Here is a 26,521-nt window from a genome sequence, read left to right as displayed (position 1 = left end):
ATAATTAAAAATTATTCTCCAGTATAATCCTCAAGTAAATAAACCAGCATATTTCGTGTTGGTTTTTTATTTCTAAATTGTCTGATAACAATAGGAGCATTGATCTTTTTAAAACTCTTTTGATAAAGCTTTTTTGGGTCGCTAAAACTATTTGAAACGGTTATGAAATAAGCATCATCTCCAGTTTTAAGCTGTTCTCTATAGGTGTTCAACCAAGCGTAAGTATGAATGTCTTCCAGTTTTCCTAAAGCAATAAAATCTAAACCCAGAGGTTGTGCAATATAATTGTCAATGTGTGCTCCCGGAAACCATTTATTGTTTAGAATGAAATTAGTTTTTGTTAAACCTGATTGTAGATCTTTATCGCGAACTTTTTTAAATTCAGTTTTGAAGAATTTCCAATCGTACATATCCAGTGTAAAGTCTTTTTTACCTAAAGAGCTTTCATCTTTGCTGCCAATTGTTCCTGGGTAAAAATCTATGGTTAGAATTCCTGCTACCGCAATTACAGAAATCAATATACAAGAGGAATAAACTGATTTTCTCCAAAATGGAAATGTAATTTTACTTTTTTCTATTTCATCTGAAATATAACACGAAGCAAGTATTAATAGCGTTACAAAAGCGGGGCCAGACCAATGCGGTAGTGTATCTCTGAAGAATGAGAGGATAAGTAATAGTATAATTAAAGGTAAACTCAAGAAAAGAAGTAGCCTCTTTATGGATTTTTCAATATCAATTTTGTTTTTCCAAACGGCAATTAAAGAAATAAGTATCAAAAAATAATTGATAGGATTGTTGTAAAAAATTCCTCCGAAAAACTCTCTGAAAAAGCTAGAAGGGTTAATTCCTCTGCTAATTGTGACTCTTTGACTGTGATATGTATACGTTATAAAATGGTTCTCGACATTCCAAATTAAGATTGGTGAAATCAGGAGTAAAGTGATTAGAAATGCTAAATAAAGATAACCATTCTTAAGTAAATCTCTTTTATAAATTAAAATATACAATCCAAATCCTCCCCATAAAAAAACACCATGAATTTTGCTCATAATGCATAATCCGCTAAACAAACCGAATAAAATAAGAGAATAATTTAGTTTTTTTTGATTGGCTTGCCCTGAAACAATTTGAATTAGAAAGTAAACATTAATCAGCCAAAAAAACAATTGAGGCGAATCCGGAAGAATAAAAACACCAGCAATTATACTAGAATATAAAGAACTAGTATACAGTAAAGAGGCTATTATACCGGCCTTTTTATTTTTGATTCCTTTACAGATATCATAAATTAGGTAAGTGTTAATAGCTCCGAGAGCGATTGCTCCTAGCCGAACAAATAGCTCATTGGTGAAATGGAGATTGAAAGTAGTTAGACGGATCAAAAAAGCAACCATCGGTGGATGATCAAAATAGTTCCATTGCAGGTGTTGGGCGTACGTGAGGTAATACACTTCGTCATTGCCTAAACCAATTGACATTGCAATAATACACCTAACAAGTGTCGCAATAGTTATAATTAAAATCAATTGTTGATTTTCTTTCATTATAATTTAAATGTATACAGTGAGTTAGCTGTGAAATTCCAAATAAAAACAATAACAGTGACCATTACTTTGCAAACGTAAAAATTGATTTTGGTGTTCTTTTGAAGTAAATAAAGGAATGAAGTGTTTAATAAAAAACCTATAATTGAAATAATCAAAAAGCTTAGAAATTGAGTTGCTACGTGATTATCATTGTTCTGAAAAGTAAAATATTTATTCAAAAAGTAGTTGTTTACAACACCAAATAAGAATCCAAATGAATTGGAAAGATATTTATTGAACAATAATTTTTCTTTACAAATCCAGGTTATAGCGAAATCAATTACTAAACCAGAAAAGCCAACCAACCCAAATTTGAAAAATTTAATAAGATCCATTAATGTTTGGTTTATGTTGTGTTTTAGAATTATGAATCGCTATTTGAAATTGTTTTACAATTTTTTTGATTTTGAATCTTTTTTTCTTGAACCATAAAACACTTAAAGTTCCTGATAAGACTCCTATTAGTGCTCCAGCCAAAACATCAATTAGAAAATGATGAGCCAAATAAATTCGGGAATAGCCTATAGCTACTGCAAAGAGAAAGCAAAGAGCCCAAACATGTCTTTTTTTGAAATAACTAGTAAGAACGGTAACCATTGCAAAGGCTGAGGCAGTATGCCCCGAAGGGAAACTTCGAAAACCTATTCTGCAATTTGAAAAAGTGTCTAGGTAATAAGCATAATGAAGGGATTCAAAATAAACACTAGGCCTTGGAGACGTTACAAATTGCTTTATTACTTGTGACAAAAGTCCAGAACTTAAGTAGCTAATTAATAAAACAACACCTAAATCTCTGTGTTTTTTGAAAGAAATCATTATAATAGTAAACACTATTATAATAAAAAGACCATCTCCGCAAAACGTAATATTTTGAAAAAGTATAGTTAGTAAAGACGTATGGAATCCATTCATAATTATGAAAGTATCGGCCTTTGAGTAAAAAATTAAAAAAAACATACAAGTTATAGTCAATGCTAAACAGCTGCTATAGAAAAAGCTGTTTTTGTTTATTATTTTTAAAAGTGTTTTCATCGTTAAGTAATTAGTAGAAGTAAAAATAAACCCTTACTGTTTTTACTTATTGAAATTCAGATTATTAAAATTCGATGAAATCGTAAATATAATGTTATGAAGAAGATGGTCTAAGTTGACAGATATTTTAGCCCAGATAGCAGCGGCATCTCCCGATTTTGAAAAACAAGGCTTTTTCGGCCGTAGTTTTTTTGATCGGGAATATAGCGGATAGCTGGAAGCAGCTCCTAAAAAAAGAGCAAAAAAAAACTCCCCAATTTCTTGAGGAGTTTGTTTTTATTCTATGACAGCATTTTCTTTTTTGTCATAAAAGTGATATTCTAGGTACGTGTAAGCATCACGAGGTATAATTTTCACCCATTTTTTGTGCTCAAGAAACCATCTTGAACGCAATGATGGAAAACCTTTGGTAAGGTATGCGGCCACAAACGGGTGTACGTTAAGCACTACTTGATTGTGGTTTTTTAATACTCTTTCTAGGTCAAAAGCTATTTTATCAATGATTTGGATTGGCGCTTCAATTTCGCCACTTTCATTGTTTGGATCTTCTTCTCTAGTTTTAATATTAACTTCTGGTCTTACTCTTTGTCTTGTAATTTGGACTAAACCAAATTTACTAGGAGGTAAGATTTTGTGTTTGGCTTTATCATCGCTCATTTCTTCTTTTAAGAAATCGAACAACACTTTGCGATTTTCAGGATTTGACATATCGATAAAATCAACTACAATGATACCGCCCATATCTCGCAGACGTAATTGTCTAGCGATTTCGGCAGCAGCAATCATATTGACTTCCATGGCAGTATCTTCTTGGTTGGTGGCTTTGTTAGAACGGTTTCCGCTGTTTACGTCAATAACGTGCAACGCTTCGGTGTGTTCTATAATAAGGTAAGCCCCTTTACTCATGGAAACTGTTTTTCCAAATGAAGTCTTGATTTGTCGCTCTATGTTGTATTTCTCAAAAATAGGTGTGTCTTTTGATTGATAGAACTTTACAATTGATTGTTTGGATGGTGCAATTTCTTGCAAGTAATCCTTTGTTTGGTTGTACAACTCTTCATCATCTATTTGAATACCGCTAAAGGTATCGTTAAAAACGTCTCTTAGTATAGAAGAAGCTCTATTGAGTTCGCCTAATACTTTTGAGGGATGATGAGCAGTTGGTAATTTTTTACACATTGCAGTCCATCTGCTAAGCAGGTTCTGCAAATCTTTTTCTAATTCGGCTGTATTTTTGCCTTCGGCTACTGTGCGAACAATAACACCAAATCCTTTTGGTTTGATGGATTGTACTAATCGTTTCAAGCGTTCTTTTTCCTTTTTGTCTTCTATTTTTTGTGAAATAGAAACGCGGTCAGAAAACGGAACCAAAACTATAAATCTTCCGGCAAGAGAAAGCTCAGCGCTTATCCTTGGTCCTTTTGTAGATATAGGTTCTTTGACGACTTGTACTAAAACAGATTGATTGGCATTCAAAACATCAGTAATGGTGCCATCTTTGTCTATTTCTTTTTCAAACTGAAAGTTTTTTAGGGAGAAATCTTTTATTTTACCTGCGCTTACAAGTTTTATGAATTTCAGTTGAGAAGATAGGTTAGGTCCTAAATCATGATAATGTAAAAAGGCATCTTTTTCAAAGCCTACGTTTACAAAAGCAGCATTGAGTCCAGCAACTGGTTTCCTGATTTTAGCAATAAAAATATCGCCTACTTGGAAGTTGCTTTTTTCTTCTTCTTTGTGTAATTCAATTAGTTTTCCATCTTTTAATAAGGCAAAATCTACAGCTTCAGAACTAGATCTAATGATTAATTCTTTATTCATTTGTAAATTTTTATCCCAACAAAAAGCTTTTAGCTTTTAGCTTTTGGCTTTTAGCTTAATAAGTTGGCTAAAGGCTGACGGCTAACTGCTGACGGCTAAAGTAAGGATGGATTAAACAATATTTTAACAGGTATTGTACCCGGAGAAAATTTCAGTTTACAATATACAGTTTCAGTTTTTAGCTGAAGTGCTGACGGAGACTGTATATTGTTGACTGGATTTTCAATTTCAATGAACGTTTAAAAAGAAAAAAGTAGTTTAAAACTACTTTTTCTTCTTGTGACGGTTAGCTCTCGCTCTTTTTTTACGTTTGTGCGTTGCTACCTTATGTCTCTTTCTTTTTTTACCACTTGGCATGTCTTGTCGATTTTATGATTAATATTATTATTTTGCTTCGTTATTTGTTTTCACTCCTTCTACAAAAACTTTTGCAGGTTTGAATGCAGGAATGTTATGTGCAGGAATCTTAATAGTTGTATTTTTTGAGATATTTCTACCTGTTTTCTCAGCTCTAGTCTTCACTATAAAACTTCCAAAACCTCTTAAATATACATTGTCGCCAGTTTCTAATGAATTTTTAACTTCATTCATAAAGGTCTCTACAGTTGCTTGTACATCTCCTTTTTCAAGACCTAATTTTTCTGAAATTTTTGCTACGATATCTGCTTTCGTCATTTTCTTTCCTATTTATAATGTTGTACTATTTTTTTGAGTTTGCAAATATAGGAATTTAAAAAACAATAATTCAAGCTAATTCATTAAATTTTAATTACATAAACTTTTACTTTTGCTAACAAATAATTAAAACATGATTTTTTATAAAACACTGATAGATTGGTATTTACAAAACAAACGTGATTTGCCATGGCGTCATACTACAAATCCATACGAGATTTGGCTCTCAGAAATCATGTTGCAACAAACACGTGTGGCGCAGGGAATGCCCTATTTTTTTGGTTTTACTACAGCATTTCCCACTGTTTTTGATTTGGCCGCTGCAAGTGAGGAACAAGTCTTAAAATTATGGCAAGGATTAGGATATTATTCTAGAGCACGTAATTTACACAAAACAGCTCAATACGTAGCTACTGAGCTTTCAGGTGTGTTTCCAGAAAATTATAATGAGCTTTTAAAACTAAAAGGAGTAGGCACGTATACGGCTGCTGCAATTGCATCATTTGCCTATAACGAAGCGGTTCCTGTAGTTGATGGTAATGTTTTTCGGGTTTTGGCTCGTTATTTTGATGTGGAAACAGATATTGCTCAGGCTGCAGCCAAAAATGAATTTGCTGCTCTAGCATTTGAACTCATGCCAAAAGACAATCCCGCGCTTTTTAATCAAGCCATAATGGAGTTTGGTGCCTTGCAATGCGTACCTAAAAGTCCTGATTGTGGTGGTTGTGTTTTTAACGATAGTTGCGCCGCTCTACAAAAAAAGAAAGTTGACCAATTGCCTGTAAAATTAAAAAAACTAAAAGTGCGCAATCGCTACTTTAATTATTTAGTTTTTGAAGATGCTAACAGTAATGCTTTAGTTCAAAAACGTATTGATAAAGGAATTTGGCACAACCTATATGAGTTTCCAGTTTTAGAAACCGATAAAGAGGAAGGTTTTGATTGTGTGAATGAATATGTTCAAGAAGTGTATGGCAAAGAGAAATCAAAACCTATTATATATGAGTACAACACAAAGAGTGTCTTACACAAATTATCCCATCAGCATTTATACATTAGGTTTTGGAAGGTTCAAGTAGAAGAAACTTTAGAAAACGCAATAGATATTAAAACTTTGCGAAATTTTCCGTTCCCAATTGTTATTCATAATTTTATAGAAAAAGAATTGTTTTAAACCGTTTCCAAAAAAAATGTACCTTTGATACATACCACAAATCACAATGAACGGAACATTAAATAAGGTCATGCTTATAGGCTATCTTGGTGATGCCATCAAGATGCACTACTTTGAGGGAGGCAATTGCATAGGCAGGTTTCAGCTGGCTACTAATGAAGTATACATCAATAAAACTACCAATGAAAAAATAACTTCTACAGAATGGCACAATCTTGTAGTGCGTAACAAAGCCGCTGAACTTTGTGAAAAATACCTTTCTAAGGGAGATAAAATTTATGTTGAAGGCAGGATTAAATCACGACAATGGCAAGCAGAAGACGGGAGTACGAAGCAAACCATGGAAATTCAAGTGACTGAATTCACTTTTCTTACTACAAAAAAAGAAAGTGAAAACAATAAATCTACAGCTGCGGGTGATGATTCAAAAAACACTAATTTTGAACCCGAAAATAAGACGCTACCTATTAATGACTTGCCGTTTTAAGAAAATAGGATAGTTTCTTTTAAATAAAGTTCGATAATGATTTTAAAAAAAATAAAAAATAGCATCACGTTACTACTATTGGTTATAGTTTTATTCAGTTGTAAAGAAGAGTTATTACCAAAACCGGCAGGCTTTTTACGATTGGATTATCCAGAGGCTACTTATGTGAATTTTGCTAATGAATGTCCTTTTGGGTTTGAGATGAACTCGGAAGCAATCATTAAAAAAGAAAAAAACTGTGGTTTTACTATTACGTATCCTAAGATGAAGGCTACTATTTTCTTGACCTATAATCCTGTTCGCAACAACATAAACGCGTTATTGCGAGATGCGCAAACACTAACTTTTAAACACGTTATAAAAGCAGATGATATCTTGGAACAGCCGTACTTGAATCCAGATAAAAAAGTGTATGGTATGTTTTATCAAGTGGATGGGAATGCTGCTACAAACTCACAATTTTATGTAACAGACAGTACGAGACATTTTGTAACGGGATCTGTATATTTTTATGCCAAGCCCAATTTTGATTCAATTATGCCTGCTGCCAGTTACATAAAAAACGATATGCAGCGCCTTATGGAAACTTTAAAATGGAAATAACAGTTAGCTTATATTGTTAATATCAAAAAAAGCGTAACCTCTATCAACAAAAAAAATCCTCATGTAGAGGATTTTTTTGTTTAAAATATAATGTTTAAGATTTCATATCTTTTACCTTGTACGTTTTACCATCAGCGGCTGCCTCAACCACTTTGGTTAGTTTTTCAGGTGACTGAATGGTTTTGTCAAAAGTTACTTTGGCTTGTTTTGTTTCAAAGTTTACTGTGGCTTCTTGAACGCCTTCAAGTTGTGTTAAGTCTTCTTGAATGGTTTTGGCACAACCTATAGCACAGGTCATTCCTTCTACTGCAAAGTTTGCCGTTTGTAAATTTGCTGCAGCAATTTTCTTTGGTTTTGCGTTTGGATCTTTTTTGCCTTCAGCATCAGCAGCAATTTCAGTTCCTGGTTGTTTGTTTTCTGCGTCTTTGCATCCTACAAAAAGGGCGCAAGCAAACACTAATACTAGTATTGATTTATTGAAATTCATGGTGTTTTTATTAAAAGTTTATTTCTAAATGTGTTCACAAAATTAATTAAAAAATAAAGGCGTAATTCATAAAAAAAGTACAATTTTGGAGTAAAATTATCTATATGGAATCAAAGCAGTTAAAGTGGGCGTATCTTGTTGTTCTAGCGCTCGTGTGGGGGAGTTCTTTTATTTTGATCAAGAAAGGATTGGTAGGGTTAACAGCCATGCAATTAGGTTCGCTCCGAATTATATTTGCCTCCATTTTTTTAATTTTTATTGGTTTTAAAAGCGCTGCTAAAATACCTTCATTCAAATGGAAGTATATTGCGCTAACCTCTTTGTTTGGTACTTTTATTCCAGCCTATTTATTTGCAATTGCACAAACAGAAATTGATAGTTCTGTAAGTTCTATATTGAATTCTTTAACGCCTTTGAATACGCTTGTTATTGGCGCACTCGTTTTTGGTTTGCAGTTTAAAAGAAATCAAACCTTTGGGATATTAATAGGACTTATAGGGAGTGCTTTGTTGATTTTGAACGGTGCTTTTCATCATCCTGAGCAAAATTATTACTACGCTATTTTAGTTTTGATAGCGTCAATATGTTATGCTGTTAATGTAAATCTAATCAAGAAGTACTTGCATGATTTGAGTCCGTTGAGTATTACAACTGGAAATTTCATCGTGCTTTTGGTGCCTGCTTTTACCGTTTTACTGTTTACGAATTTCTTTTCGCAAGTGGGCGAACTTAAAGTACAGGAGTCTGTCTTGTTTATTATGATTCTAGGGGTAGTAGGGACTGGACTTGCAAATATTCTTTTCTTTAAATTGATCCAAATGTCTTCACCAGTTTTTGCTACATCAGTAACGTATTTAATTCCTGTTGTTGCTTTTTGTTGGGGATTGTTAGACCATGAAATGTTGACACCTGTGCAGCTTTTTGGTGCTTTTATTGTTTTAATAGGAGTCTATTTGTCTGCTAAAAAATAATTGTTCTTGTGACAGTTTTGCGTGAGGGAAAGCAGCAAGCTACCGAAGTAGCGCGTATTGCCCGACAGCATAAAAAAAGGGACCAACTGGCCGGTATTGCTGAGTAGGTCCCTTTTTTTATGGGGTCACGCCCAAGAAACTTTAAATCAAAAAAGGTTGCCTATTGCTAGACAACCTTTATTATTTATGCGCTGTTTGTTTATTGAAAATCAGTAGCAAGTACTCCTTCGTTAATTTTAACATCACTTATTTTAATATCAAGATCAAAACCTACATTTTGAATCATGTTAAAAGGAACTTTAACGCCTTTTACTTCTCTATAATCACTGTATGAAGTAGTTTTAGTCATGCTCTTGCCACCTTGCTCTAGTACAACTGAATCGGCTACTTTTAAACCTGAAGCCACATCATAGAACAATGTAGTTTTACCATTTTTAATTGCGTACGCATCTTTACCATTAATTGTTTCAATGTTTACCAATGTAACACCTTCTTTTGTAGCTAGTGTTAATTCTTTGATGGGAGTAGCGTCTGCTTTCATATCGTTTAGCATTTCGCCTTCAAGAATTTGTTTTTGCCCTTGCTGCATTACATAACCTCCTTTTTCATTTACCACTTGCTTCATAATACTCATAGTTCCCATGGCTAATTCTACCATTAACATTCCTTTTGAATCAGTTTTTGAAACAAAACTCAATGGAGCTGGTGCCTGTGGAATTGTAGTACTACCGTTCATCATTATGGTTTGTACTGCTTGTGCTGCTTGAAGTCCGCCAATAGCTTTGATGTAATTGTCAAGAACACTTTTTACTGTAACTCCTGCAGGAATAGCTTTCTTTAACTCTGGTTTTGCAGTTGGATTACCATATTTATCAAAATATTGTACTGGATATTTTAGTTTTTCTAATCCAGCAGCAACATCAGCAGCTTTACCAACTATGACGATACGGCTATTATCTGCTAAGAAATATTTGTTAGCTACTCTTAAAATATCATCGGCAGTTACGGCACTGATGTTTTTAATATAGTTTTCGTAGAAATCAGCAGGTAAACCTTGTGATTGGATTCTTAAAGCATAACCAGCAACAGTTTGAGGTTTTTCAATTTGCATTACAAACCTACCGATGTAACCCGCTTTTACGCTTGCTAGCATTTCCTCAGATACTTTTTCAGTTCTAATCTTTTTTAATTCTTTGAAAATTTCAACTACGGTACTGTCTGTAACAGTGTTACGCACCTGAGTAGAAGCGTTGAAAGTTCCAACTTTTTTGTCTCCATAAATGCTACTTCTGGCACCATAAGTCCATCCATGAGCCTCTCTCAAGTTCATGTTGATGTAACTATTGAAATCACCACCTAAGATTTGGTTTGCAATTAAAACAGCAAAATAATCAGGATCTGTCATTTTAAGTTTAGAAATATTCACCACGGCAACTTCTGATTGTACTGCGTTTGGCATGTCAATAAAGTTAATTTGTGTTTGAGGAACATCCTTTGGATCAGTATATGAAATTGATGGCGCAATGGCTTTTTTCCAGTTACCAAAGAATTTCTCAACCATTTTTTTAGTTTCGCTAAACTTTACGTCTCCTACTATAATAAGGTAAGCGTTACTAGGAACAAAATAGGTGTTGTAATTTGTTTTTACATCCTCTAAGGTTATGTTTTTTAGTGTTGCTTCACTAACAAACTCTCCGCTAGGATGGTTTTTTCCATAAGTCAAAACATTAATAACTCTTCTAGATACCGCTGCAACGCTTTTTTCGTTTGACTTTAATCCTTCAATAAACTTAGCTTTTTGTTTATCAAATTCTTCTTGAGTAAAAACAGGGTTCAAAGCACCGTCAGCCATTAACTCTAAAACACGTCCGGCGTATTTTGAAAGAGAACTTGCTGAAGCTCCATTAGAACTAAAATTGATGTTTGCTCCCAAGAAATCTACTTCTTCATTGAAGGCTGTTTTTGAAATTTTAGTTGTTCCGCTGCCAATCAAGGCGCTTGTCATATCAGAAACTCCTTTTTTGTCACCCTCAGTATAAGGATCGTTATCTAAAGTAAGGTTAAAGGCTACACGTGGTAATTTGTGATTTTCAACCACCATTACCTTTAAACCGTTATTTAATTCAAATGTTTGTGGCTTTCCAATTTTTATTGTTGGAGCCGCTCCTGGTTTTGGCTGAGGGATGGTCTGTCCTTGCATAATGATGGTTAAGAACAAGCTTGATATAATTAATATTGATTTTTTCATGATGAGATATCTTAGTTTTTAGCTTTGTCTTTAGATGGTACATAATCCAGAACTAATCTTTGGTTCGGATTTAAATATTTCTTTGCAACTTCTCTTATTTCTTCGCGAGTAATAGAACGGTAGATATCGATTTCAGTATTGATTAGGTTAATGTCGCCATATAACATGTAGTATGTAGCTAAATTATCAGCAATTCCGTCAATGGTTGAGTTGCTATTTACATATTGATTTTCAAATTTATTCTGTAATTTTTTCAAATCATTTTCAGAAAGTAATTCGGTTTGAAGCTTGGTGATTTCAGCATCAATCTCTGTTAATATATCTTGGGCGGTGTTTGGAGCCTGAGGTAATCCGTAAAGGATGTAGCTGCTGTAGTCCTCTTGACTGTTACTTAGAGCGCCAATTTCTAATGCCATTTTCTTGTCGTCAACAATTTTTTTGTATAATCTAGAACTTTTACCATCACTTAAAATTGTCGATATCATATCCAAAACACGTGCATCTCTAGTTTTCATAGAAGGAGTTCTGTATGCTGCTACGATTGCTGGGATTTGAATATTTGGATCTTCGTAAGTTGCTTTGATAGTTTGCGTGATTGGTTCTTCAATAAATTGAGTTCTTTGAATTGGCTCTCCTTTTTTGATTGGGCCAAAATACTTTTGGATCCATTCTTTAGCTTGCTCCGGTTTGAAGTCACCTGCAACTACTAAAACAGCATTATTTGGCACATAAAATTTCTTATTAAATGCCTGAAACTCCTCAAGGGTTGCTGCGTCAAGGTGTTCCATGGAGCCTACTGTTGTCCAACGATATGGGTGTTTTGTAAAAATGTTCTTCTTTACTTGAGCTGAGAAATTACCGTATGGTTGATTGTCAAAACGCAATCTTTTCTCTTCTTTTACTACTTCGTTTTGTGTGTTAACACCTATTTGGTTAATTATAGGGTGTAACATCCTTTCAGCTTCCATCCATAAACCAAGCTCAAGGTTGTTAGATGGAAATACTTCATAGTAATATGTGCGGTCATCGCTAGTGTTGGCGTTGTTTATACCGCCGTTTCCTGTTACAATTTTAGACCATTCTCCACGTTTGATATTTTGTGTTCCTTCAAATAATAAGTGTTCAAAAAAGTGAGCAAATCCAGTGCGTTCTGGATTTTCGTCTTTGGCTCCCACATGGTACATCACAGATGTGATAACTGTAGGTGCAGATGGATCATTGTGTAAAATTACATGTAAGCCATTGTCTAATTTGTATTCCTCAAAAGCTACTTTCTGCGCAGAAGCGACTCCTCCTAGCATAAACAAAGCACCTAAAGCCATTAATGAATTTTTCATAAGGTTAATAATTTTATTAATATGACAATTAGTAGTGCAGATATTTATTTTGTTACAGTAAAAATGCGACCCAAATAAACTTTAACATCTGTTTGATTGATAATAGAGATTATGACCTTGAAACGAAAAGTAAATCAGGTGTTTAGAGGTTTTAAATATTTTTTATAGTACGAATTGCAGGTTAAAAATATAATTGTATATTTGCAACCTTAAAAATTATTAAAACAATTCAGTATGTATGCAATCGTAGAGATAGCAGGGCAACAATTCAAAGTAAGCAAAGACTTAAAGGTTTATGTTAACCGTTTGACTAATGAAGAAGGTTCAAAAGTTTCTTTTGATAAAGTTCTTTTATTAGATGATAACGGAGCAATCACTTTAGGCGCCCCAGCTATAGAAGGTGCTTCAGTAGAAGCTAAAGTGTTACAACACTTAAAAGGAGATAAAGTTATCATTTTCAAAAAGAAAAGAAGAAAAGGATACAAAAAGAGAAACGGTCACAGACAATATCTTACTCAAATTGTAATTGAAGGTATTAGTGCATCAGGAACAAAAAAAGCAGCTCCAAAAGCTGAAAAAGTTGCTGAAGCTAAAGCTCCAAAAGCGTCTAAAAAAGGAGATGATTTGAAAATCATTGAGGGAATTGGACCTAAAGCTGCTGAAGCATTAGTTGCAGCAGGAGTTGATACTTTTGCAAAATTAGCTACTGCAACTTCTGAAGCTGTAAAAGCAATTTTAGAAGCATCAGAATCTAAATTATCTCATTTAGATCCTACTACTTGGGCTCAACAAGCACAATTAGCTGCAGATGGTAAAATGGACGAATTGAAAAAATTACAAGATGAATTAAACGGTGGTAAAGCTGTTTAATTATTTTATTAACTAATATAAAACTTATACGTCATGGCTCACAAGAAAGGTGTCGGTAGTTCTAAGAATGGTAGAGAATCAGAATCAAAACGTTTAGGCGTTAAGATTTTTGGTGGTCAAGCTGCTATTGCTGGGAACATCATCGTAAGACAAAGAGGTTCAAAACATAATCCAGGTGCTAATGTTTACATCAGTAAAGATCACACACTACACGCAAGAGTAGATGGAGTTGTTTTCTTCCAAAAGAAAAGAGATAACAAATCTTATGTTTCTATCCTTCCATTTGAAGTTGAAGCATAATTGATTTTCTCAATTATTTAAAACCCATTTCGAAAGAAATGGGTTTTTTTGTTTTTAGCTTAATTGTATTACTTCATTATTGTATTAAAGACTTGGATTAGATTTAAAATAATAAAGCTACTTGGCTTCAAATGGCAAAAGTCACTTTAAGAAATCAAATTAATAGTTGTAGCAGATTAAATGATTTATATACTATTTTTTAATTAATTTTGTATAAACCTATCAAAAAGATGAGTCTCACAAATTCTCAAATAAATACCATAAGAGTTTTTTTTTCAAAGCAGCCTGTTTTGAGAGCTTATATTTTTGGTTCTTACAGTAGAGGTAGCGAAAATAAAGATAGTGATATTGACTTATTAGTGGAGTTGGATTATAGTCAGCCTATTGGTTTGGAATTTATTCAAATGAAATTTGATTTGCAAAAACTACTTTCTAAAAAAGTAGATCTAGTTTCGGCAAGGGGACTTTCGAAATATGTGCAACCTATTCTAGATCAAGAAAAAAAACTAATTTATGCAAGATAGATTAGGTGATAAAGTGCGTTTGCTTCATATTGTAGATGCTGTAAGCGAGATAGAAAACTATATAGATGGTGTAGATTTAGATCATTTTGTGAAAAACTCTATGATGTTCAATGCTAGTTTACGACAATTAGAAATAATTGGCGAGGCCAGTAATAGATTATCAGAAAAAATACTTTTGGATAATCCGGAAATTCCTTGGGCACGAATTATAGGTTTAAGAAATCTGGTCATTCATGAATATTTCGGTATTGACGATTTCACGATTTGGAATGTCATTAAAATTAATCTTCCTGATCTCAAAGAGAAAATTATAATAGTGTTAGAAAATATAGAATAGTTGGAAAGAGTATTCGAATTGAATACAAAGAAACCATTTCGCAAGAAATGGTTTCTTTGTATCTTGCCTTTTGAGGGATGGAGACTAAGACCTTAAATATGCTATAAAAATTAATGTTTTAATTTAATTGTTTTTTGTTTTAGACATGAAGTTTTTAACTATTGCAATTTGAAATAAAATAATTCCTTATTACCGCATACTAATTCAGTATAATTACTATCTATTTTTTCGCCTACATAATATGCTTTTAATTCGCCAGTAGTTGAATTAATATTATAATCCCAAATTTCATTATTATAATTCAAAAATTCGGTAAAGGAATACGATTCTGGATTTTCTGAAAATCGGATTTTGTCGGTTTGTACTAGTTTCCATTCTTTGGCATTTTTATACAATTCAAAAAACATAATTGCTTCTGTAGTAATATGAATCATCTTGCCAACTAAATTATCTTCTCGTATTGCCCAATTGCCTTCTTTGGGGATCCATTTCCATTTTCCAATTAATTCGTTGATTTTGTTTTGTCGCAATATTCTTTTTAAGGAATCACCTTTTTTAATTGCAAAAGCTGCAATTTCGGTTATAGGATTGATATTGTTGCTAATTGCAAAAGTTATTATTGCTTCTAAATAATGACCACTCTCACTCGTTTTTATTGCTAATTTATACAGCTGTGTTTGGTATGCGCTTCGGTCATTAACTTGTGCAGTCAAGCTTTGAAAAACAATTATTAAAAGTATAACTAAGTAAGGCTTGATGGGAGTCACAATAGTTTTTTTATAATTTACTCTGGTATAATCAAATACATCGTTATGGAGTTTATCTGTGTTAATTTTTCGGTAAAAACTAATTTATTTTGACTGTCTCTTAAATGTGATTGTATAATTAGACCGTTTGGCATTTTCCTCGTTACTCTCCAAACCTCGAAAGCGGTTGAAAATGTCAATAGTGGTTGATGATCAAAAACAGTATCAAAAATATACTGTAAAGTGCCTAATTTTTTCTTTTTGGCTCTTTTTAAATCGTTGCTCAAAAAAGAGATTTGCTTGCAGGCTTTGTTGTTTATAATGGTGTCATTAACTTCTGAAAAATGATAGTTGTCTAGTTGATATAAAAATGGATAGCTGTAATTCCGAATTTCATTTCTTGCAACATAAACATTTTCATTGTTGAAAATTTTATTGCTAACTTTCTTTCGTAATTGAGCTCCATTTGAGTCGATAAATTCAATTTCTGAACTTATACTGTCTAAAATAATTCTACAAATAGAATAAGAGTTGTCTTTTGAATTAGTGTAGTACGTCTTAATACAGTTTTTAGTTGAATCTAGATGATTTGTAAATTCATAATCGATTTTACTATTAAAGAAATACGTTTTTTGGGAATAACAAATTGTGGAAATAAGCACTGTAAGTATCCAAAGATTCTTCATAACTGTCTTGTGTATTAAAGTCTAAGCTAAAGTATTAAATAATTAATTGGCGCAATTGTAAATTTATCTTTTTTTAGATGTAAACAACTTATTAGCATGAGGGATAGCAGTGGCATCCTTTTATGGAGCGCAGCGCAAAAAAAGATACAGCGTATAGCCCGACCCGTAGTCTCGTCTTTTCGGACGAGATTACGGGTCATGCCCTAAAATAAAAAACCCTCGCATTGCTGCAAGGGTTTCTCTATTTTAATTTAGCGCTAGCCACTAAGGACTAAGAACTAAAATCTAGTATCTGTAATACTCTGGTTTGAATGGACCAGCTACTTCAACACCAATATAAGCTGCTTGATCGTCACGTAAAGTTTCTAATTCAACGCCTAATTTAGCAAGGTGCAACATAGCTACTTTTTCATCTAAATGTTTTGGTAACATGTATACTTCATTGTTGTATGAAGCGCTGTTTTTCCACAATTCGATTTGAGCCAAAGTTTGGTTTGTAAATGAGTTACTCATTACAAAACTTGGATGACCTGTAGCACAACCTAAGTTTACCAAACGACCTTCGGCAAGAACGATAATATCGTTTCCAGCAATGGTGTATTTGTCAACTTGTGGTTTGATTTCAACTTTTGAAGCTCCGTGGTTAGTGTTTAACCAAGCCATGTCAATTTCGTTGTCAAAGTGTCCGATGTTACAAACGATAGTTTTATCTTTCATTTTCTCAAAGTGAGAACCTAAAACGATGTCTTTGTTACCTGTTGTTGTGATAATGATATCAGCGGTAGCAATTACTGTGTCTAATTTTTTAACTTCAAAACCGTCCATTGCAGCTTGTAAAGCACAAATTGGGTCAATCTCAGTAACCGTAACAATAGATCCAGCACCTCTAAAAGAAGCAGCAGTTCCCTTTCCTACGTCACCGTATCCGCATACTACAACTCTTTTTGCAGCAAGCATAACATCAGTTGCACGACGTACTGCATCAACTGCAGATTCTTTACAACCGTATTTGTTGTCAAATTTAGATTTAGTAACAGAGTCGTTTACGTTTATAGCAGGCATTGGTAATGTTCCCGCTTTTACTCTTTCGTACAATCTGTGAACTCCTGTTGTAGTCTCTTCAGATAATCCTTTGATACCAGCAACTAAATGAGGGTAACGGTCAATAACCATGTTTGTTAAATCTCCACCATCATCAAGAATCATGTTTAATGGCTGTCTGTCTTCACCAAAGAAAAGAGTTTGCTCAATACACCAATCAAAATCCTCTTCGTTCAATCCTTTCCAAGCGTAAACTTGAATTCCAGCAGCAGCAATTGCAGCAGCAGCTTGATCTTGAGTAGAGAAAATGTTGCAAGAAGACCAAGTTACCTCAGCTCCAAGTGCAATTAAAGTTTCAATTAAAACTGCAGTTTGAATCGTCATGTGTAAACATCCTGCAATACGAGCACCTTTTAAGGGTTGTTCGTCTTTATATTCTGCACGAAGCGCCATTAAACCTGGCATTTCAGCTTCTGCTAATTCAATTTCTTTTCTTCCCCAAGCCGCTAGGGAAATGTCTTTAACCTTGAAAGCCACGAAAGGCATAGTTGCTGTACTCATTTATAGTATATTTGTAATTACTTCGTCCGGTTGCTGTAGAGCATCGGGTGAAAATTTTTTGCAAATTTACATAATAACTTATGATTATAAAAACATTCACTCCTATTTATGAAATGTTTAGTGGTGTAATCTTTTAAAAATCAATAAAATATACAGTAAAGTTGCAACTGTTTTAGTTTTTAGGAGCTATTTCCCGCTTTACATTACAATCTTTTTTTCTCGCAAAGGCGATTCAAAAAAGGATTTTCATTGCAATCGGGGCTAAAAATCAAGATACTAACATGCCATTATTTAAAATCACGAGTTTAAATTCTAACACTAAAATTTTAGTTTGGAAAATCACAGAATCTTTTGTCGAATTACGTCAAGAAGTTGTTCTCAATGAAAATAATCAGTTGCGGTTAAACGCAATGAAGTCTGAGGTGCAGCAACGTGCCTTTCTTAGTGTTCGTAAGTTGTTACAGCAAGCAGGTTATTCAGATTTTGACTTGTATTACGACTCTTTTGGGAAGCCACATTTACACGATGGAAAATTTATATCTATTACTCATTCGCATCATTTTTCGGCCATAATTATAAGTGATGAAGCTGTAGGTGTTGATATTGAATTGCAAAGGGATAAAATACTGCGTATTGCAAATAAGTTTTGTGAGTCAGAGTTTCAATTTTTGAATCCGGACGACGCAGAATACATTAGGAAATTAACCGTTATTTGGGGTGTAAAAGAAGCTATTTTTAAAATTAGAAATGAAAAAGGCATCAGTTTTAAGGATCATATTCAGGTAAATCCTTTTGAGTTAGAAAATAAGCAGGCGCAAGCGCAATTGCATTTTGATAACGTGATTCAAGATTTCAAAATCTGTTTTGAAGAGATGGAAGACTTTACTCTAGTTTACGCATTTGAAAATTAAAACAAGCTGTAAATTTGCGAATTAGCGGTAAAACTTATGAAGAACTTATACGCCCAAATAATAAAAGCCAAAACTCAAAATCAAAAATTATTAGCGATCCTTCTAGATCCTGATAAAATTGATTTGAACACAGTGGCGATTTTAATATCAAAAATCAATCAATCACCGGCAACTCATATCTTCATTGGCGGAAGCCTTGTATGTAATAATATCATTGATGAATTGATAGTTAGGATTAAACAAGATTGTACCCTTCCAATTATTCTTTTTCCCGGAAATCCCTCGCAGATTTCAGATAAAGCAGATGCTATTTTGTTTTTGTCCTTACTATCGGGTCGCAATCCGGATTATTTGATAGGACATCAAGTAACTGCAGCACCAATTTTGAAACAAACCCAACTAGAAATCATATCTACGGGTTATATTTTAATTGAAAGTGGAAATGAAACAGCAGTAGAAAGCGTTAGTAAAACCAAGCCTTTAAAAAGTCATGATTTAGATCTAGCAGTGAATACCGCTCTAGCAGGTGAAATGCTTGGTAGTAAACTCATTTATCTAGAGGCCGGAAGCGGTGCACAACTTCCCGTGCCGATAGAAATGATTAAAAAAGTAGCACATAAGATTGAAATTCCATTGCTAGTTGGAGGAGGAATTATAGATTTGCAGGGAATTCAACGTGCTTACAATGCTGGTGCGGATCTGGTGGTTATTGGGACTGCTTTTGAAAATGATTTGAATTTTTTTAATCCTTAATCAATGGTAGATTATTTTTTTTCTCAGTACAATGAATACCCAACATTAGATATTTTTCTAGAAATTGTTGCTGTTATTTTTGGCTTATTGAGTGTGTGGTATGCTAAGAAAGACAATATTTGGGTTTTCCCAACGGGTTTAATAAGTACCTCAATATTTGTGTATTTATTATGGAAATGGGTTCTTTGGGGCGATATGATGATCAATGGCTACTATTTTATAATGAGTATTTACGGGTGGTATCATTGGACGAGAAAAGAAGGTGAAACTGTTGCTTTCCCAATTTCAAAAACTTCACCTTCTGAAAAACGAATTGCCATAATTCTTTTTATATTTACGGTGGCTTTTGTAATATTGGTGTACTATTTTTTTGATAAATTCACCACATGGTACGCTTACGTAGACACGTTTATCACGGGGATTTTCTTTGTAGGAATGTGGCTTATGGCCAAAAGGAAAGTAGAGAATTGGATTTTTTGGATAATTGGGGATCTAATTTCGATTCCCTTGTATTTTGCAAAAGGATATACTTTTACTAGCTTTCAATATTTAGTATTTACAGTAGTTGCCATTTTTGGCTATTTAGAATGGAAGAAAATCTCAAACAACGCTCAAACGGAGCTACAGAAATAAGCAAGGTAGCTTTATTTGGTCCTGAAAGTACTGGCAAAACTACATTGGCGAGGCAACTTGCGGCATATTATAAAACAGAATGGGTACCTGAGTTTGCCCGAGATTATTTGCAGCAAAAATGGAACGAAAAACAACAAATTTGTGACCTTGAAGACATGATTCCTATTGCAGTTGGTCAAGTTCAATTAGAAAATGAACTTGCGATAAAAGCAAATAAATATCTTTTTTGTGATACTAATTTGATGGTTACCAAGGTTTTTTCTGAGGTGTACTACAATTATTGTGATCCTTTATTGCACCAAGCGGCATGCCAACATGAATACGATTTGATTTTTCTCACAGACATAGATGTGCCTTGGGAAAAAGATGATTTAAGGGATAAACCTCAGGGGAGAGAATCGGTATTTGCTGTATTCAAACAAGCATTGCTTGAGCATAAAAAACCTTTTATAACGCTATCAGGAGATCAAGAATTAAGGCTAAAAAAGGCAATCCGTATTATTGATGATTTGAGATTAGCTAAGTCAATGGGTTTTTCAACAGCTGATTTTTTACAAATATACCAGCATGGAATTGCCATACAAAATATTCAAACACAATTGAATTTCTTCCGTAACGGCATTACGCCAATAGATTTAGTAAGCCCGGCTAAATTATCTCACGGCATTTTGAAATTATCAGATAAAGAGTTTGAAGAAAAAGCTGCTTTTTTTGATGCGCATAAAACGGATTTAAAACTAACTAAATTTGTTCCAGCATCAGGCGCAGCCAGCAGGATGTTTAAATTTTTGAATGAATTTTTAAATGAGTTTGATGATAAAAATGAATCTATAAACGCCTATATCAATCGTAAAAAAGCTAGTGAATTATCTATTTTTATAGTTGGAATGGAGAAATTTCCTTTTTTTGAAGCAGTTTATGCCAAATTAAAAGAGGAGTTTGAAAACTTTGATTCTTTAGATCGCAGTTTGAAAAATTTCTATTTCGTAAAAGTCCTCTTGTCCGGAGATCATTTTGATTTTGCTAACAAGCCAAAAGGCGTTCTACCTTTTCACGATTACAAAACTCATATTGCAACTCCTGTTGAGGAGCATTTAATAGAGTGTATGCATTATTCATGCTCGAATAAGGGTTCTAGTTTGCATTTTACAGTTTCAGAATCGCACCAACATTACTTTGAAACAACTGCAGCTTCTAGTAAAGTTAGAGTCGAAAAGCTTTCTAATATGGCTGTCGATGTGAGTTATTCTTATCAAAATCAAAGTACGGATACCATTGCGGTAACTCTTGATAACAAGCCATTCAGGGATGCATCAGGCCAATTGGTGTTTAGGCCAGGAGGACATGGCGCTTTAATTGAAAATCTAAATAATTTAGAGGCTGACATTGTTTTTATAAAAAATATAGATAACGTTATTCAAAATAATATAGATAAAATTACCCTTTATAAAAAAGGCTTAGCGGGCATTTTATTATTCTTACAGCAAGATGTTTTTGAGTATTTGAGAGTTTTAGAGGAAGGTGTTGTTGACGAAGAAGTTTTGCAAAACATGGTCCTTTTTATCACTAAAAAGTTGAATGTTACCATAACTACAGACTTTTTTACTGAACCTCTTGAGCGTAAAATAGAGGTGTTAAAATCCATTTTGAACAAGCCAATTCGGGTTTGTGGTATGGTCAAAAACGAAGGAGAGCCAGGCGGAGGACCTTTTTGGGTTCGGGATAATGATGGAGTGATTTCTCTGCAAATTGTGGAGAGTTCTCAAGTTGATTTAAATAATGAAGAACAAAGAAACATTGCACAAGCAGCCACTCATTTTAATCCAGTTGATTTAGTGTGCGGAATAAAGAATTATAAGAACGAAAAATTTGATTTGACTCAATTTGTCGATCCAAATAGCGGTTTTGTTGTCGAAAAAAATGCTGCTGGTATCGCTATCAAAGGATATGAGTTGCCAGGTTTATGGAACGGAGCTATGGCCAACTGGCTAACTGTTTTTGTTCAAGTGCCTTTGATCACTTTTAATCCAGTGAAAACAGTGAATGATTTATTAAAACCCTTACATCAGCCTTAAGCTCTCAAGTAATGGATAAACAACAAATAGTAGCGGAATTGAATTACAAAGCAGTACGAAGTAGTGGTGCTGGTGGACAAAATGTGAATAAAGTATCCTCAAAAGTGGTGCTTTCATTTAATTTGATGCAATCTACAGGATTAACTATAGAAGAGAAAGTACTTGTAGCTGAAAATTTAAAATCACGATTGACGGTTGACGGAATTTTGATATTGAACTGTGATGAGGATCGAAGCCAAATTAGAAATAAAGATATTGTAACAAAGCGATTCTTAAATCTAATTGCTGATGCGTTGTTTGTGCCAAAGGAACGGAAAGCTACAAGAATCCCTAAGTCAGTCATTAGAAAGAGAATTAAGGATAAAAAAAGCACTTCTGAAATTAAAAAAAACCGAAAGAAACCAGAGCTGTAGTGTTGATTTTAATAGCAATTCGCACCAAAAAAATCATAGAAAATCCCGATTTTTAAAATTTATTCCAATTCATAATTTGTTATCCACAATTTATAATTAGTTTTGCATCGTCTCAAAGGGGTGCTCTAAATAACGAGCTGAGATTATACCCAACGAACCTGAACAGGTAATGCTGTTAAGGGAAAAAATGACAACATTATTAGTTTATAAGCTACTTATTTGTCATAGGAAACAATCAATTTTTTTAATTTAACAAAAGAATAATTCCCCCTTTTATTCGTAATCTATTACGGATGAAAACTTTATTTCACCAAAATGGCCAAGAGCCAAGGGCCTATGGCCAGAAACGAAACGTAAAGCTATTTTTTACTCTTTGTGCGTTTCACTTTTCACTTTTCACTTTTTCTCAAGTAAAAGACACTACTAAAGTTAATCTGCTTGATGCCGTTTTGGTATCAGCGGTTCGCGTCACAACAAAAACACCGGTAAGTTTTAGCAATCTCAACAAAAAAGAAATTAAGTTTAGAAATTTAGGGCAAGACATACCTATTTTAATGAATTACCTTCCATCTGTAGTCACAACTTCTGATGCTGGAAATGGAGTTGGTTACACCGGTATACGAGTGCGTGGTAGTGATGCTACTCGTGTAAATGTAACCATCAACGGGATTCCTTATAACGACTCCGAAAGTCATGGAACGTATTGGGTCAATATGCCAGATTTTGCTTCATCAGTTGAAAGTTTGCAACTGCAGCGCGGTGTAGGAACTTCTACAAATGGTTCAGGTGCCTTTGGCGCAAGCCTAAATATGCTGACTGATAGTTATGCTAACGCAAGCAATGGTGAGATCTCGAATTCTTTTGGAAGTTTTAATACTCGCAAACACACAGTGAAATTCAGTACGGGTTTATTAAACGATCATTTTGAATTAGCTGGTAGAGTTTCCGCACTGAAGTCTGATGGATACGTTGACAGAGCTTCATCTGATTTAAAATCTTTTTTCTTGCAAGGAACTTATGTAGGTAAAACTACTTTGATTAAAGCGTTGGCTTTTGGAGGAAATGAAAAAACCTATCAATCATGGAACGGATTAGAGGATCTGGATGTTTTAAAAAACGATAGAACTTTTAATACGGCTGGGATGTATACTGATGAATTTGGGAATACTAGGTTTTATGATAATGAAACCGATAATTACCAGCAAGATCATTTTCAGCTGCATTGGAACGAAAAAGTATCGGCATCATGGAATACCAATTTAGCTGTCTTTTATTCTAAAGGGAAAGGCTATTATGAAAACTATAAAGAAAACGCCAAGTTTGCTGAGTACGGATTGACACCTATTTTAATAGGAGGAACCACGATCAATAAAACTGATTTGATTCGTCAAAAATGGTTGGATAATGATTTTTACGGGACTACCTTTTCGGCTAATTATAAGCAGGACAAATGGGACTTGATTCTTGGCGGAGGCTATAATAAATACGAAGGCAGTCACTTTGGTAACGTAATTTGGGCGCGTTATGCATCAACATCTGAATTAGGGGGCCGTTATTATGATGATTTTGCAACAAAAACAGATGGAAATATTTTTGCTAAAGCAAATTATCAAGTTGCAGATAAACTTAGCTTATTTGGAGACTTGCAATTGCGTAATGTACACTACAAAGCTAATGCTACAGAAACTGGTTTAGTGAATGATAATTTTAATTTTTTTAACCCAAAAGCGGGTTTGAGTTTTGAGATTGACGACAACAATCAATTGTATGCTTCTTATGCGAGAGCCAATCGTGAGCCGAATAGAACCGATTATGAAAACGGAAGCCCAAAACCAGAGAAATTGAATGATTTTGAGTTGGGATTACGTCACAATACAGTAAAGGTAAAACTGAATGCCAATGTGTATTATATGGTATACAAAGACCAATTGATATTAACAGGAGCCTTGGACGATGTGGGGGCGCCTATTCGTAAAAATAGTGGTGATAGTTATCGGTTAGGTCTGGAACTCGATGCTACAATAGCAGTTTTAGACAACTTAATTATTAGGCCTAATATGACCATTAGTACGAATAAGAATAAGGATTTCTTTTTTAGTAGAGATGGAGTTTTGACATCTTTAGGAAATACAAATATTGCTTACTCGCCTGATTTTATTGCCGGGAATATCATCACGTTTGTGCCTGTGAGTAATTTACAAGTTTCGTTTTTGTCAAAATTTGTTGGCGAGCAGTACATGGGGAACATAGATTCAGAAAAGTCTAAATTGAGATCGTATTTCGTAAATGACTTGAATTTGTCATATGAATGGAAAACTAAATCGGTTTTTAAATCGGTTATGATAAATGGTTTGATAAATAATATTTTCGATTACAAATACATATCAAATGGGTATTTTTATACGTTTGATGATGATTATTCAAATCCTCCAGCAGTATCAACGATCGAAGGAGCGGGTTATTATCCGCAAGCAGGAATTAATTTCTTAGTAGGAATGACTTTGAAATTTTAATGAATTGAATTGTTTGTTATTGGATGAAATCCTGATGGTTCGCTGTCAGGATTTTTTATTTATTGATAGAAGGAAATATCACCAAAAGTGGGTATTGTAGAAGCTTTGAAAAAGAGGTATCCTTGTGTTTGGTAGTTTTAAACTAGCATATGGTATAATCGTCAAAACGAAACTGGAGGATTCTAGGTTTAATATAGTATTTGGAGGTACTAATAATTATTTATCCGATCATTTTTAAGCAACTTTTTTGTAAAAAAGAATTTAAAATTGAGTGTTCAATAGGTAAAACAATTACTGAGGAACTATAAACTAAAAACGTACTTTCAAATTAGTATTTTTGCTATTGTTGTATTTTTCATTTTGTAAAGTTTGGTCTCTACATTCTGTTTATTGTAAAACATTTATTTGTGTCTAGTTATTAAATTTATTAAAAGTATAAACTTGTTAATTTTTAGTTAATATTTAAAGAAAATTCTTTTAAATAGTTTTTTTTTTTTTTTTGATATTTGATTTGGTTAACCAAAAAGACTATTAATAAATTTTAAAATTTTAAGAATGAAAAAATTACTATTTACCGCTCTTGCAGTGGTAGCATTTAGCGGAGCTGCAATAGCGAAAACGGGAGAGGTTAAGGAAGAATATGCTACTAGTGATGTTTTGTATACAGAACAAGGTGATGATTGTCAAGAATTTGCAGCGGACTTTATTGATGAGTATGATGCTAATCATGTGGGTGAAGAAATGGATGCATTAACTGCAAATAATGTTTATCAGGTACTTTTAGAAGTGTGCTATACAGATATGATGGGCTAATGACATTCGACTTCAGGCAAACTAAACATTTATTGTTTAGTTTGTTTTTTCATAACTTAAATTCTCAGAAAGTGTGTAGACTTTATATTTATTTAATTTTAACTTTTGCAACCATAATGAATAGTTATGGTCAGTTTGTTTCGGGTAAAATAGTATATCAAATACAGCCAATTAATTTTGACTTAAAGTCGCAGTCTGCTAAAATAAATAGTATGACTGAAAAAATGTATGAAGCGGCGCATGAGCAGTCTTTTACTTTAGAATTTAACAAAGAAAAATCTAGCTTTAAGCAAAATAAATTTTTAGTAACCTCAACTACTACTGATAAGTATACTACAAGTATGAATAATTTAGCATCGATGTTAGTTACATCCGATTTCAATTATTATTTAAACTTGATTACAAAAACCACTATTTTAGAAAAGAAAGATGGTGTTTTAATTAAAAATGAATACCAAACTAAGGATTGGGAAATAACTAAAGAGAGTAAACAAATTGGTAATTACTTATGTTATAAAGCTATTTATATTAAAAATTATTTGGGACGGAATGGTAAAGAAATAAGTATTCCCATTACTGCTTGGTTTGCGCCTAGTTTGCCTTTTACTTATGGGCCTAAAGATTATAATGGTTTGCCAGGTTTAATTTTGGAATTACAAGAAAGAAAAACTATTTATAATGCTACTTCAATTAATCTCTCTCAAGAAAAAGAATTGAAAATTGAGTTCCCAAAAGGCAAAACAATTACTGAGGCGGAATACGCTAAAAAAGTAATGTCAAATTAGTTATTTTGTTGATTGCTGTTTATTTTATTTTGTAAAGTTTGGTCTCTACATTCTGTTTATTGTAAAACATTTATTTGTGTCTAGTTATTAAATTTATTAAAAGTATAAACTTGTTAATTTTTAGTTAATATTTAAA

General features: G+C 33.4%; 27 protein-coding genes and 1 riboswitch. Of the genes, 16 read left to right on the top strand and 11 right to left on the bottom strand.

All coding sequences use genetic code 11. The features are described from left to right. Positions 1–11: 11 nt before the first annotated feature. From K5V07_RS13595 to K5V07_RS13575, 5 genes are all read right to left on the bottom strand, one after another. Positions 12–1,547: a glycosyltransferase family 39 protein gene (locus K5V07_RS13595; protein ID WP_221917911.1), complete on the bottom strand. Its 1,536-nt coding sequence runs from the start codon at positions 1,545–1,547 to the stop codon at positions 12–14. After that, a complete protein-coding gene (locus K5V07_RS13590) occupies positions 1,547–1,924 on the bottom strand; it encodes a GtrA family protein (protein ID WP_158728755.1) in 378 nt (125 codons plus the stop codon). The genes K5V07_RS13595 and K5V07_RS13590 overlap by 1 nt, the downstream gene beginning before the upstream one ends. After that, positions 1,911–2,501, bottom strand: a complete 591-nt coding sequence (locus K5V07_RS13585; protein ID WP_221917910.1) for a phosphatase PAP2 family protein — start codon at positions 2,499–2,501, stop codon at positions 1,911–1,913. Before K5V07_RS13585 ends, K5V07_RS13590 begins: the two co-directional genes overlap by 14 nt. Positions 2,502–2,897: 396 nt before the next feature. Further along, positions 2,898–4,442 (bottom strand): ribonuclease E/G, encoded by a 1,545-nt coding sequence (locus K5V07_RS13580; RefSeq protein ID WP_182648367.1) that lies wholly within the window; start codon positions 4,440–4,442, stop codon positions 2,898–2,900. A gap of 384 nt (positions 4,443–4,826) precedes the next feature. Beyond that, the gene (locus K5V07_RS13575; protein ID WP_066080765.1) at positions 4,827–5,117 is read right to left on the bottom strand and encodes an HU family DNA-binding protein; all 291 of its coding nucleotides are present in this window, start codon (positions 5,115–5,117) and stop codon (positions 4,827–4,829) included. 133 nt (positions 5,118–5,250) lie between these two features. Between K5V07_RS13575 and mutY the strand changes: the two genes are divergently transcribed. From mutY to gldD, 3 genes are read left to right on the top strand one after another with little or no spacing between them, the layout of a single operon-like run. Next, on the top strand, positions 5,251–6,291 hold the full coding sequence (mutY, locus tag K5V07_RS13570; RefSeq protein ID WP_221917909.1) for an A/G-specific adenine glycosylase: 1,041 nt from the start codon (positions 5,251–5,253) through the stop codon (positions 6,289–6,291). Between the two features lie 46 nt (positions 6,292–6,337). Continuing rightward, positions 6,338–6,778: a single-stranded DNA-binding protein gene (locus K5V07_RS13565; RefSeq protein ID WP_158728750.1), complete on the top strand. Its 441-nt coding sequence runs from the start codon at positions 6,338–6,340 to the stop codon at positions 6,776–6,778. 39 nt (positions 6,779–6,817) lie between these two features. Then, a complete protein-coding gene (gene gldD / locus K5V07_RS13560; protein WP_221918189.1) occupies positions 6,818–7,381 on the top strand; it encodes a gliding motility lipoprotein GldD in 564 nt (187 codons plus the stop codon). Between the two features lie 94 nt (positions 7,382–7,475). On the opposite strand, the gene K5V07_RS13555 is transcribed toward gldD, so the two are convergent. Further along, positions 7,476–7,868 carry a heavy-metal-associated domain-containing protein gene (locus K5V07_RS13555; protein WP_221917908.1) on the bottom strand — a complete coding sequence of 131 codons (393 nt, stop codon included), beginning with the start codon at positions 7,866–7,868 and terminating at the stop codon, positions 7,476–7,478. A 104-nt stretch (positions 7,869–7,972) separates the two neighbouring features. On the opposite strand from K5V07_RS13555, the gene K5V07_RS13550 reads away from it, so the two are divergent. Then, on the top strand, positions 7,973–8,839 hold the full coding sequence (locus K5V07_RS13550) for a DMT family transporter (RefSeq protein ID WP_221917907.1): 867 nt from the start codon (positions 7,973–7,975) through the stop codon (positions 8,837–8,839). 199 nt (positions 8,840–9,038) lie between these two features. Here the strand turns inward: K5V07_RS13550 and K5V07_RS13545 are convergent, their stop codons facing one another. Then, positions 9,039–11,087 (bottom strand): pitrilysin family protein, encoded by a 2,049-nt coding sequence (locus K5V07_RS13545; RefSeq protein WP_255577974.1) that lies wholly within the window; start codon positions 11,085–11,087, stop codon positions 9,039–9,041. An 11-nt stretch (positions 11,088–11,098) separates the two neighbouring features. Then, positions 11,099–12,424, bottom strand: coding sequence for a pitrilysin family protein (locus tag K5V07_RS13540; RefSeq protein WP_221917906.1), 1,326 nt, complete (start codon positions 12,422–12,424; stop codon positions 11,099–11,101). 234 nt (positions 12,425–12,658) lie between these two features. Here K5V07_RS13540 and rplU point away from each other — a divergent pair, with 234 nt between their 5' ends. The 4 genes from rplU (at position 12,659) to K5V07_RS13520 (ending at position 14,455) form a co-directional block, all read left to right on the top strand. After that, on the top strand, positions 12,659–13,294 hold the full coding sequence (gene rplU / locus K5V07_RS13535) for a 50S ribosomal protein L21 (RefSeq protein WP_221917905.1): 636 nt from the start codon (positions 12,659–12,661) through the stop codon (positions 13,292–13,294). Positions 13,295–13,327: 33 nt separating this feature from the next. Beyond that, on the top strand, positions 13,328–13,594 hold the full coding sequence (rpmA, locus tag K5V07_RS13530) for a 50S ribosomal protein L27 (RefSeq protein ID WP_086453627.1): 267 nt from the start codon (positions 13,328–13,330) through the stop codon (positions 13,592–13,594). Between the two features lie 230 nt (positions 13,595–13,824). Continuing rightward, a complete protein-coding gene (locus K5V07_RS13525; protein WP_221917904.1) occupies positions 13,825–14,118 on the top strand; it encodes a nucleotidyltransferase family protein in 294 nt (97 codons plus the stop codon). Beyond that, the gene (locus K5V07_RS13520; RefSeq protein ID WP_221917902.1) at positions 14,108–14,455 is read left to right on the top strand and encodes a DUF86 domain-containing protein; all 348 of its coding nucleotides are present in this window, start codon (positions 14,108–14,110) and stop codon (positions 14,453–14,455) included. The genes K5V07_RS13525 and K5V07_RS13520 overlap by 11 nt, the downstream gene beginning before the upstream one ends. A gap of 158 nt (positions 14,456–14,613) precedes the next feature. Here K5V07_RS13520 and K5V07_RS13515 read toward each other — a convergent pair whose 3' ends face one another. The 3 genes from K5V07_RS13515 to ahcY all read right to left on the bottom strand — a co-directional run bounded on the left by K5V07_RS13515 (position 14,614) and on the right by ahcY (position 17,489). Next, positions 14,614–15,222: a hypothetical protein gene (locus K5V07_RS13515; RefSeq protein ID WP_221917900.1), complete on the bottom strand. Its 609-nt coding sequence runs from the start codon at positions 15,220–15,222 to the stop codon at positions 14,614–14,616. A gap of 17 nt (positions 15,223–15,239) precedes the next feature. Beyond that, the gene (locus tag K5V07_RS13510; protein ID WP_221917898.1) at positions 15,240–15,887 is read right to left on the bottom strand and encodes a hypothetical protein; all 648 of its coding nucleotides are present in this window, start codon (positions 15,885–15,887) and stop codon (positions 15,240–15,242) included. A 285-nt stretch (positions 15,888–16,172) separates the two neighbouring features. Next, positions 16,173–17,489 carry an adenosylhomocysteinase gene (gene ahcY / locus K5V07_RS13505; RefSeq protein ID WP_221917897.1) on the bottom strand — a complete coding sequence of 439 codons (1,317 nt, stop codon included), beginning with the start codon at positions 17,487–17,489 and terminating at the stop codon, positions 16,173–16,175. A gap of 281 nt (positions 17,490–17,770) precedes the next feature. On the opposite strand from ahcY, the gene K5V07_RS13500 reads away from it, so the two are divergent. From K5V07_RS13500 to K5V07_RS13465, 8 genes are all read left to right on the top strand, one after another. Beyond that, on the top strand, positions 17,771–18,400 hold the full coding sequence (locus K5V07_RS13500) for a 4'-phosphopantetheinyl transferase superfamily protein (protein WP_221917895.1): 630 nt from the start codon (positions 17,771–17,773) through the stop codon (positions 18,398–18,400). A gap of 36 nt (positions 18,401–18,436) precedes the next feature. Beyond that, positions 18,437–19,153: a geranylgeranylglyceryl/heptaprenylglyceryl phosphate synthase gene (locus tag K5V07_RS13495; RefSeq protein WP_221917893.1), complete on the top strand. Its 717-nt coding sequence runs from the start codon at positions 18,437–18,439 to the stop codon at positions 19,151–19,153. Between the two features lie 3 nt (positions 19,154–19,156). Beyond that, positions 19,157–19,786 (top strand): nicotinamide riboside transporter PnuC, encoded by a 630-nt coding sequence (gene pnuC, locus K5V07_RS13490; RefSeq protein ID WP_221917892.1) that lies wholly within the window; start codon positions 19,157–19,159, stop codon positions 19,784–19,786. Continuing rightward, the gene (locus K5V07_RS13485; RefSeq protein ID WP_221917891.1) at positions 19,741–21,861 is read left to right on the top strand and encodes a DUF4301 family protein; all 2,121 of its coding nucleotides are present in this window, start codon (positions 19,741–19,743) and stop codon (positions 21,859–21,861) included. Before pnuC ends, K5V07_RS13485 begins: the two co-directional genes overlap by 46 nt. Before the next feature lie 11 nt (positions 21,862–21,872). Then, entirely contained in the window at positions 21,873–22,274 is a 402-nt protein-coding gene (gene arfB / locus K5V07_RS13480) for an alternative ribosome rescue aminoacyl-tRNA hydrolase ArfB (protein WP_221917890.1), read from the top strand. Between the two features lie 106 nt (positions 22,275–22,380). Then, positions 22,381–22,474: riboswitch (TPP riboswitch) on the top strand. A 93-nt stretch (positions 22,475–22,567) separates the two neighbouring features. Then, a complete protein-coding gene (locus K5V07_RS13475) occupies positions 22,568–24,787 on the top strand; it encodes a TonB-dependent receptor (RefSeq protein ID WP_221917888.1) in 2,220 nt (739 codons plus the stop codon). A 555-nt stretch (positions 24,788–25,342) separates the two neighbouring features. Beyond that, a complete protein-coding gene (locus K5V07_RS13470) occupies positions 25,343–25,600 on the top strand; it encodes a hypothetical protein (protein WP_221917887.1) in 258 nt (85 codons plus the stop codon). Then, on the top strand, positions 25,600–26,385 hold the full coding sequence (locus K5V07_RS13465) for a GLPGLI family protein (protein ID WP_255577973.1): 786 nt from the start codon (positions 25,600–25,602) through the stop codon (positions 26,383–26,385). The genes K5V07_RS13470 and K5V07_RS13465 overlap by 1 nt, the downstream gene beginning before the upstream one ends. Positions 26,386–26,521: the final 136 nt, after the last annotated feature.

This window comes from Flavobacterium sp. CHNK8 (assembly GCF_019774515.1).
Taxonomy (GTDB): Bacteria; Bacteroidota; Bacteroidia; order Flavobacteriales; family Flavobacteriaceae; genus Flavobacterium; species Flavobacterium tiangeerense.
The sequence above is the reverse complement of the archived record's forward strand: the minus strand, read 5'-3'. Positions and strand labels throughout refer to the sequence as shown.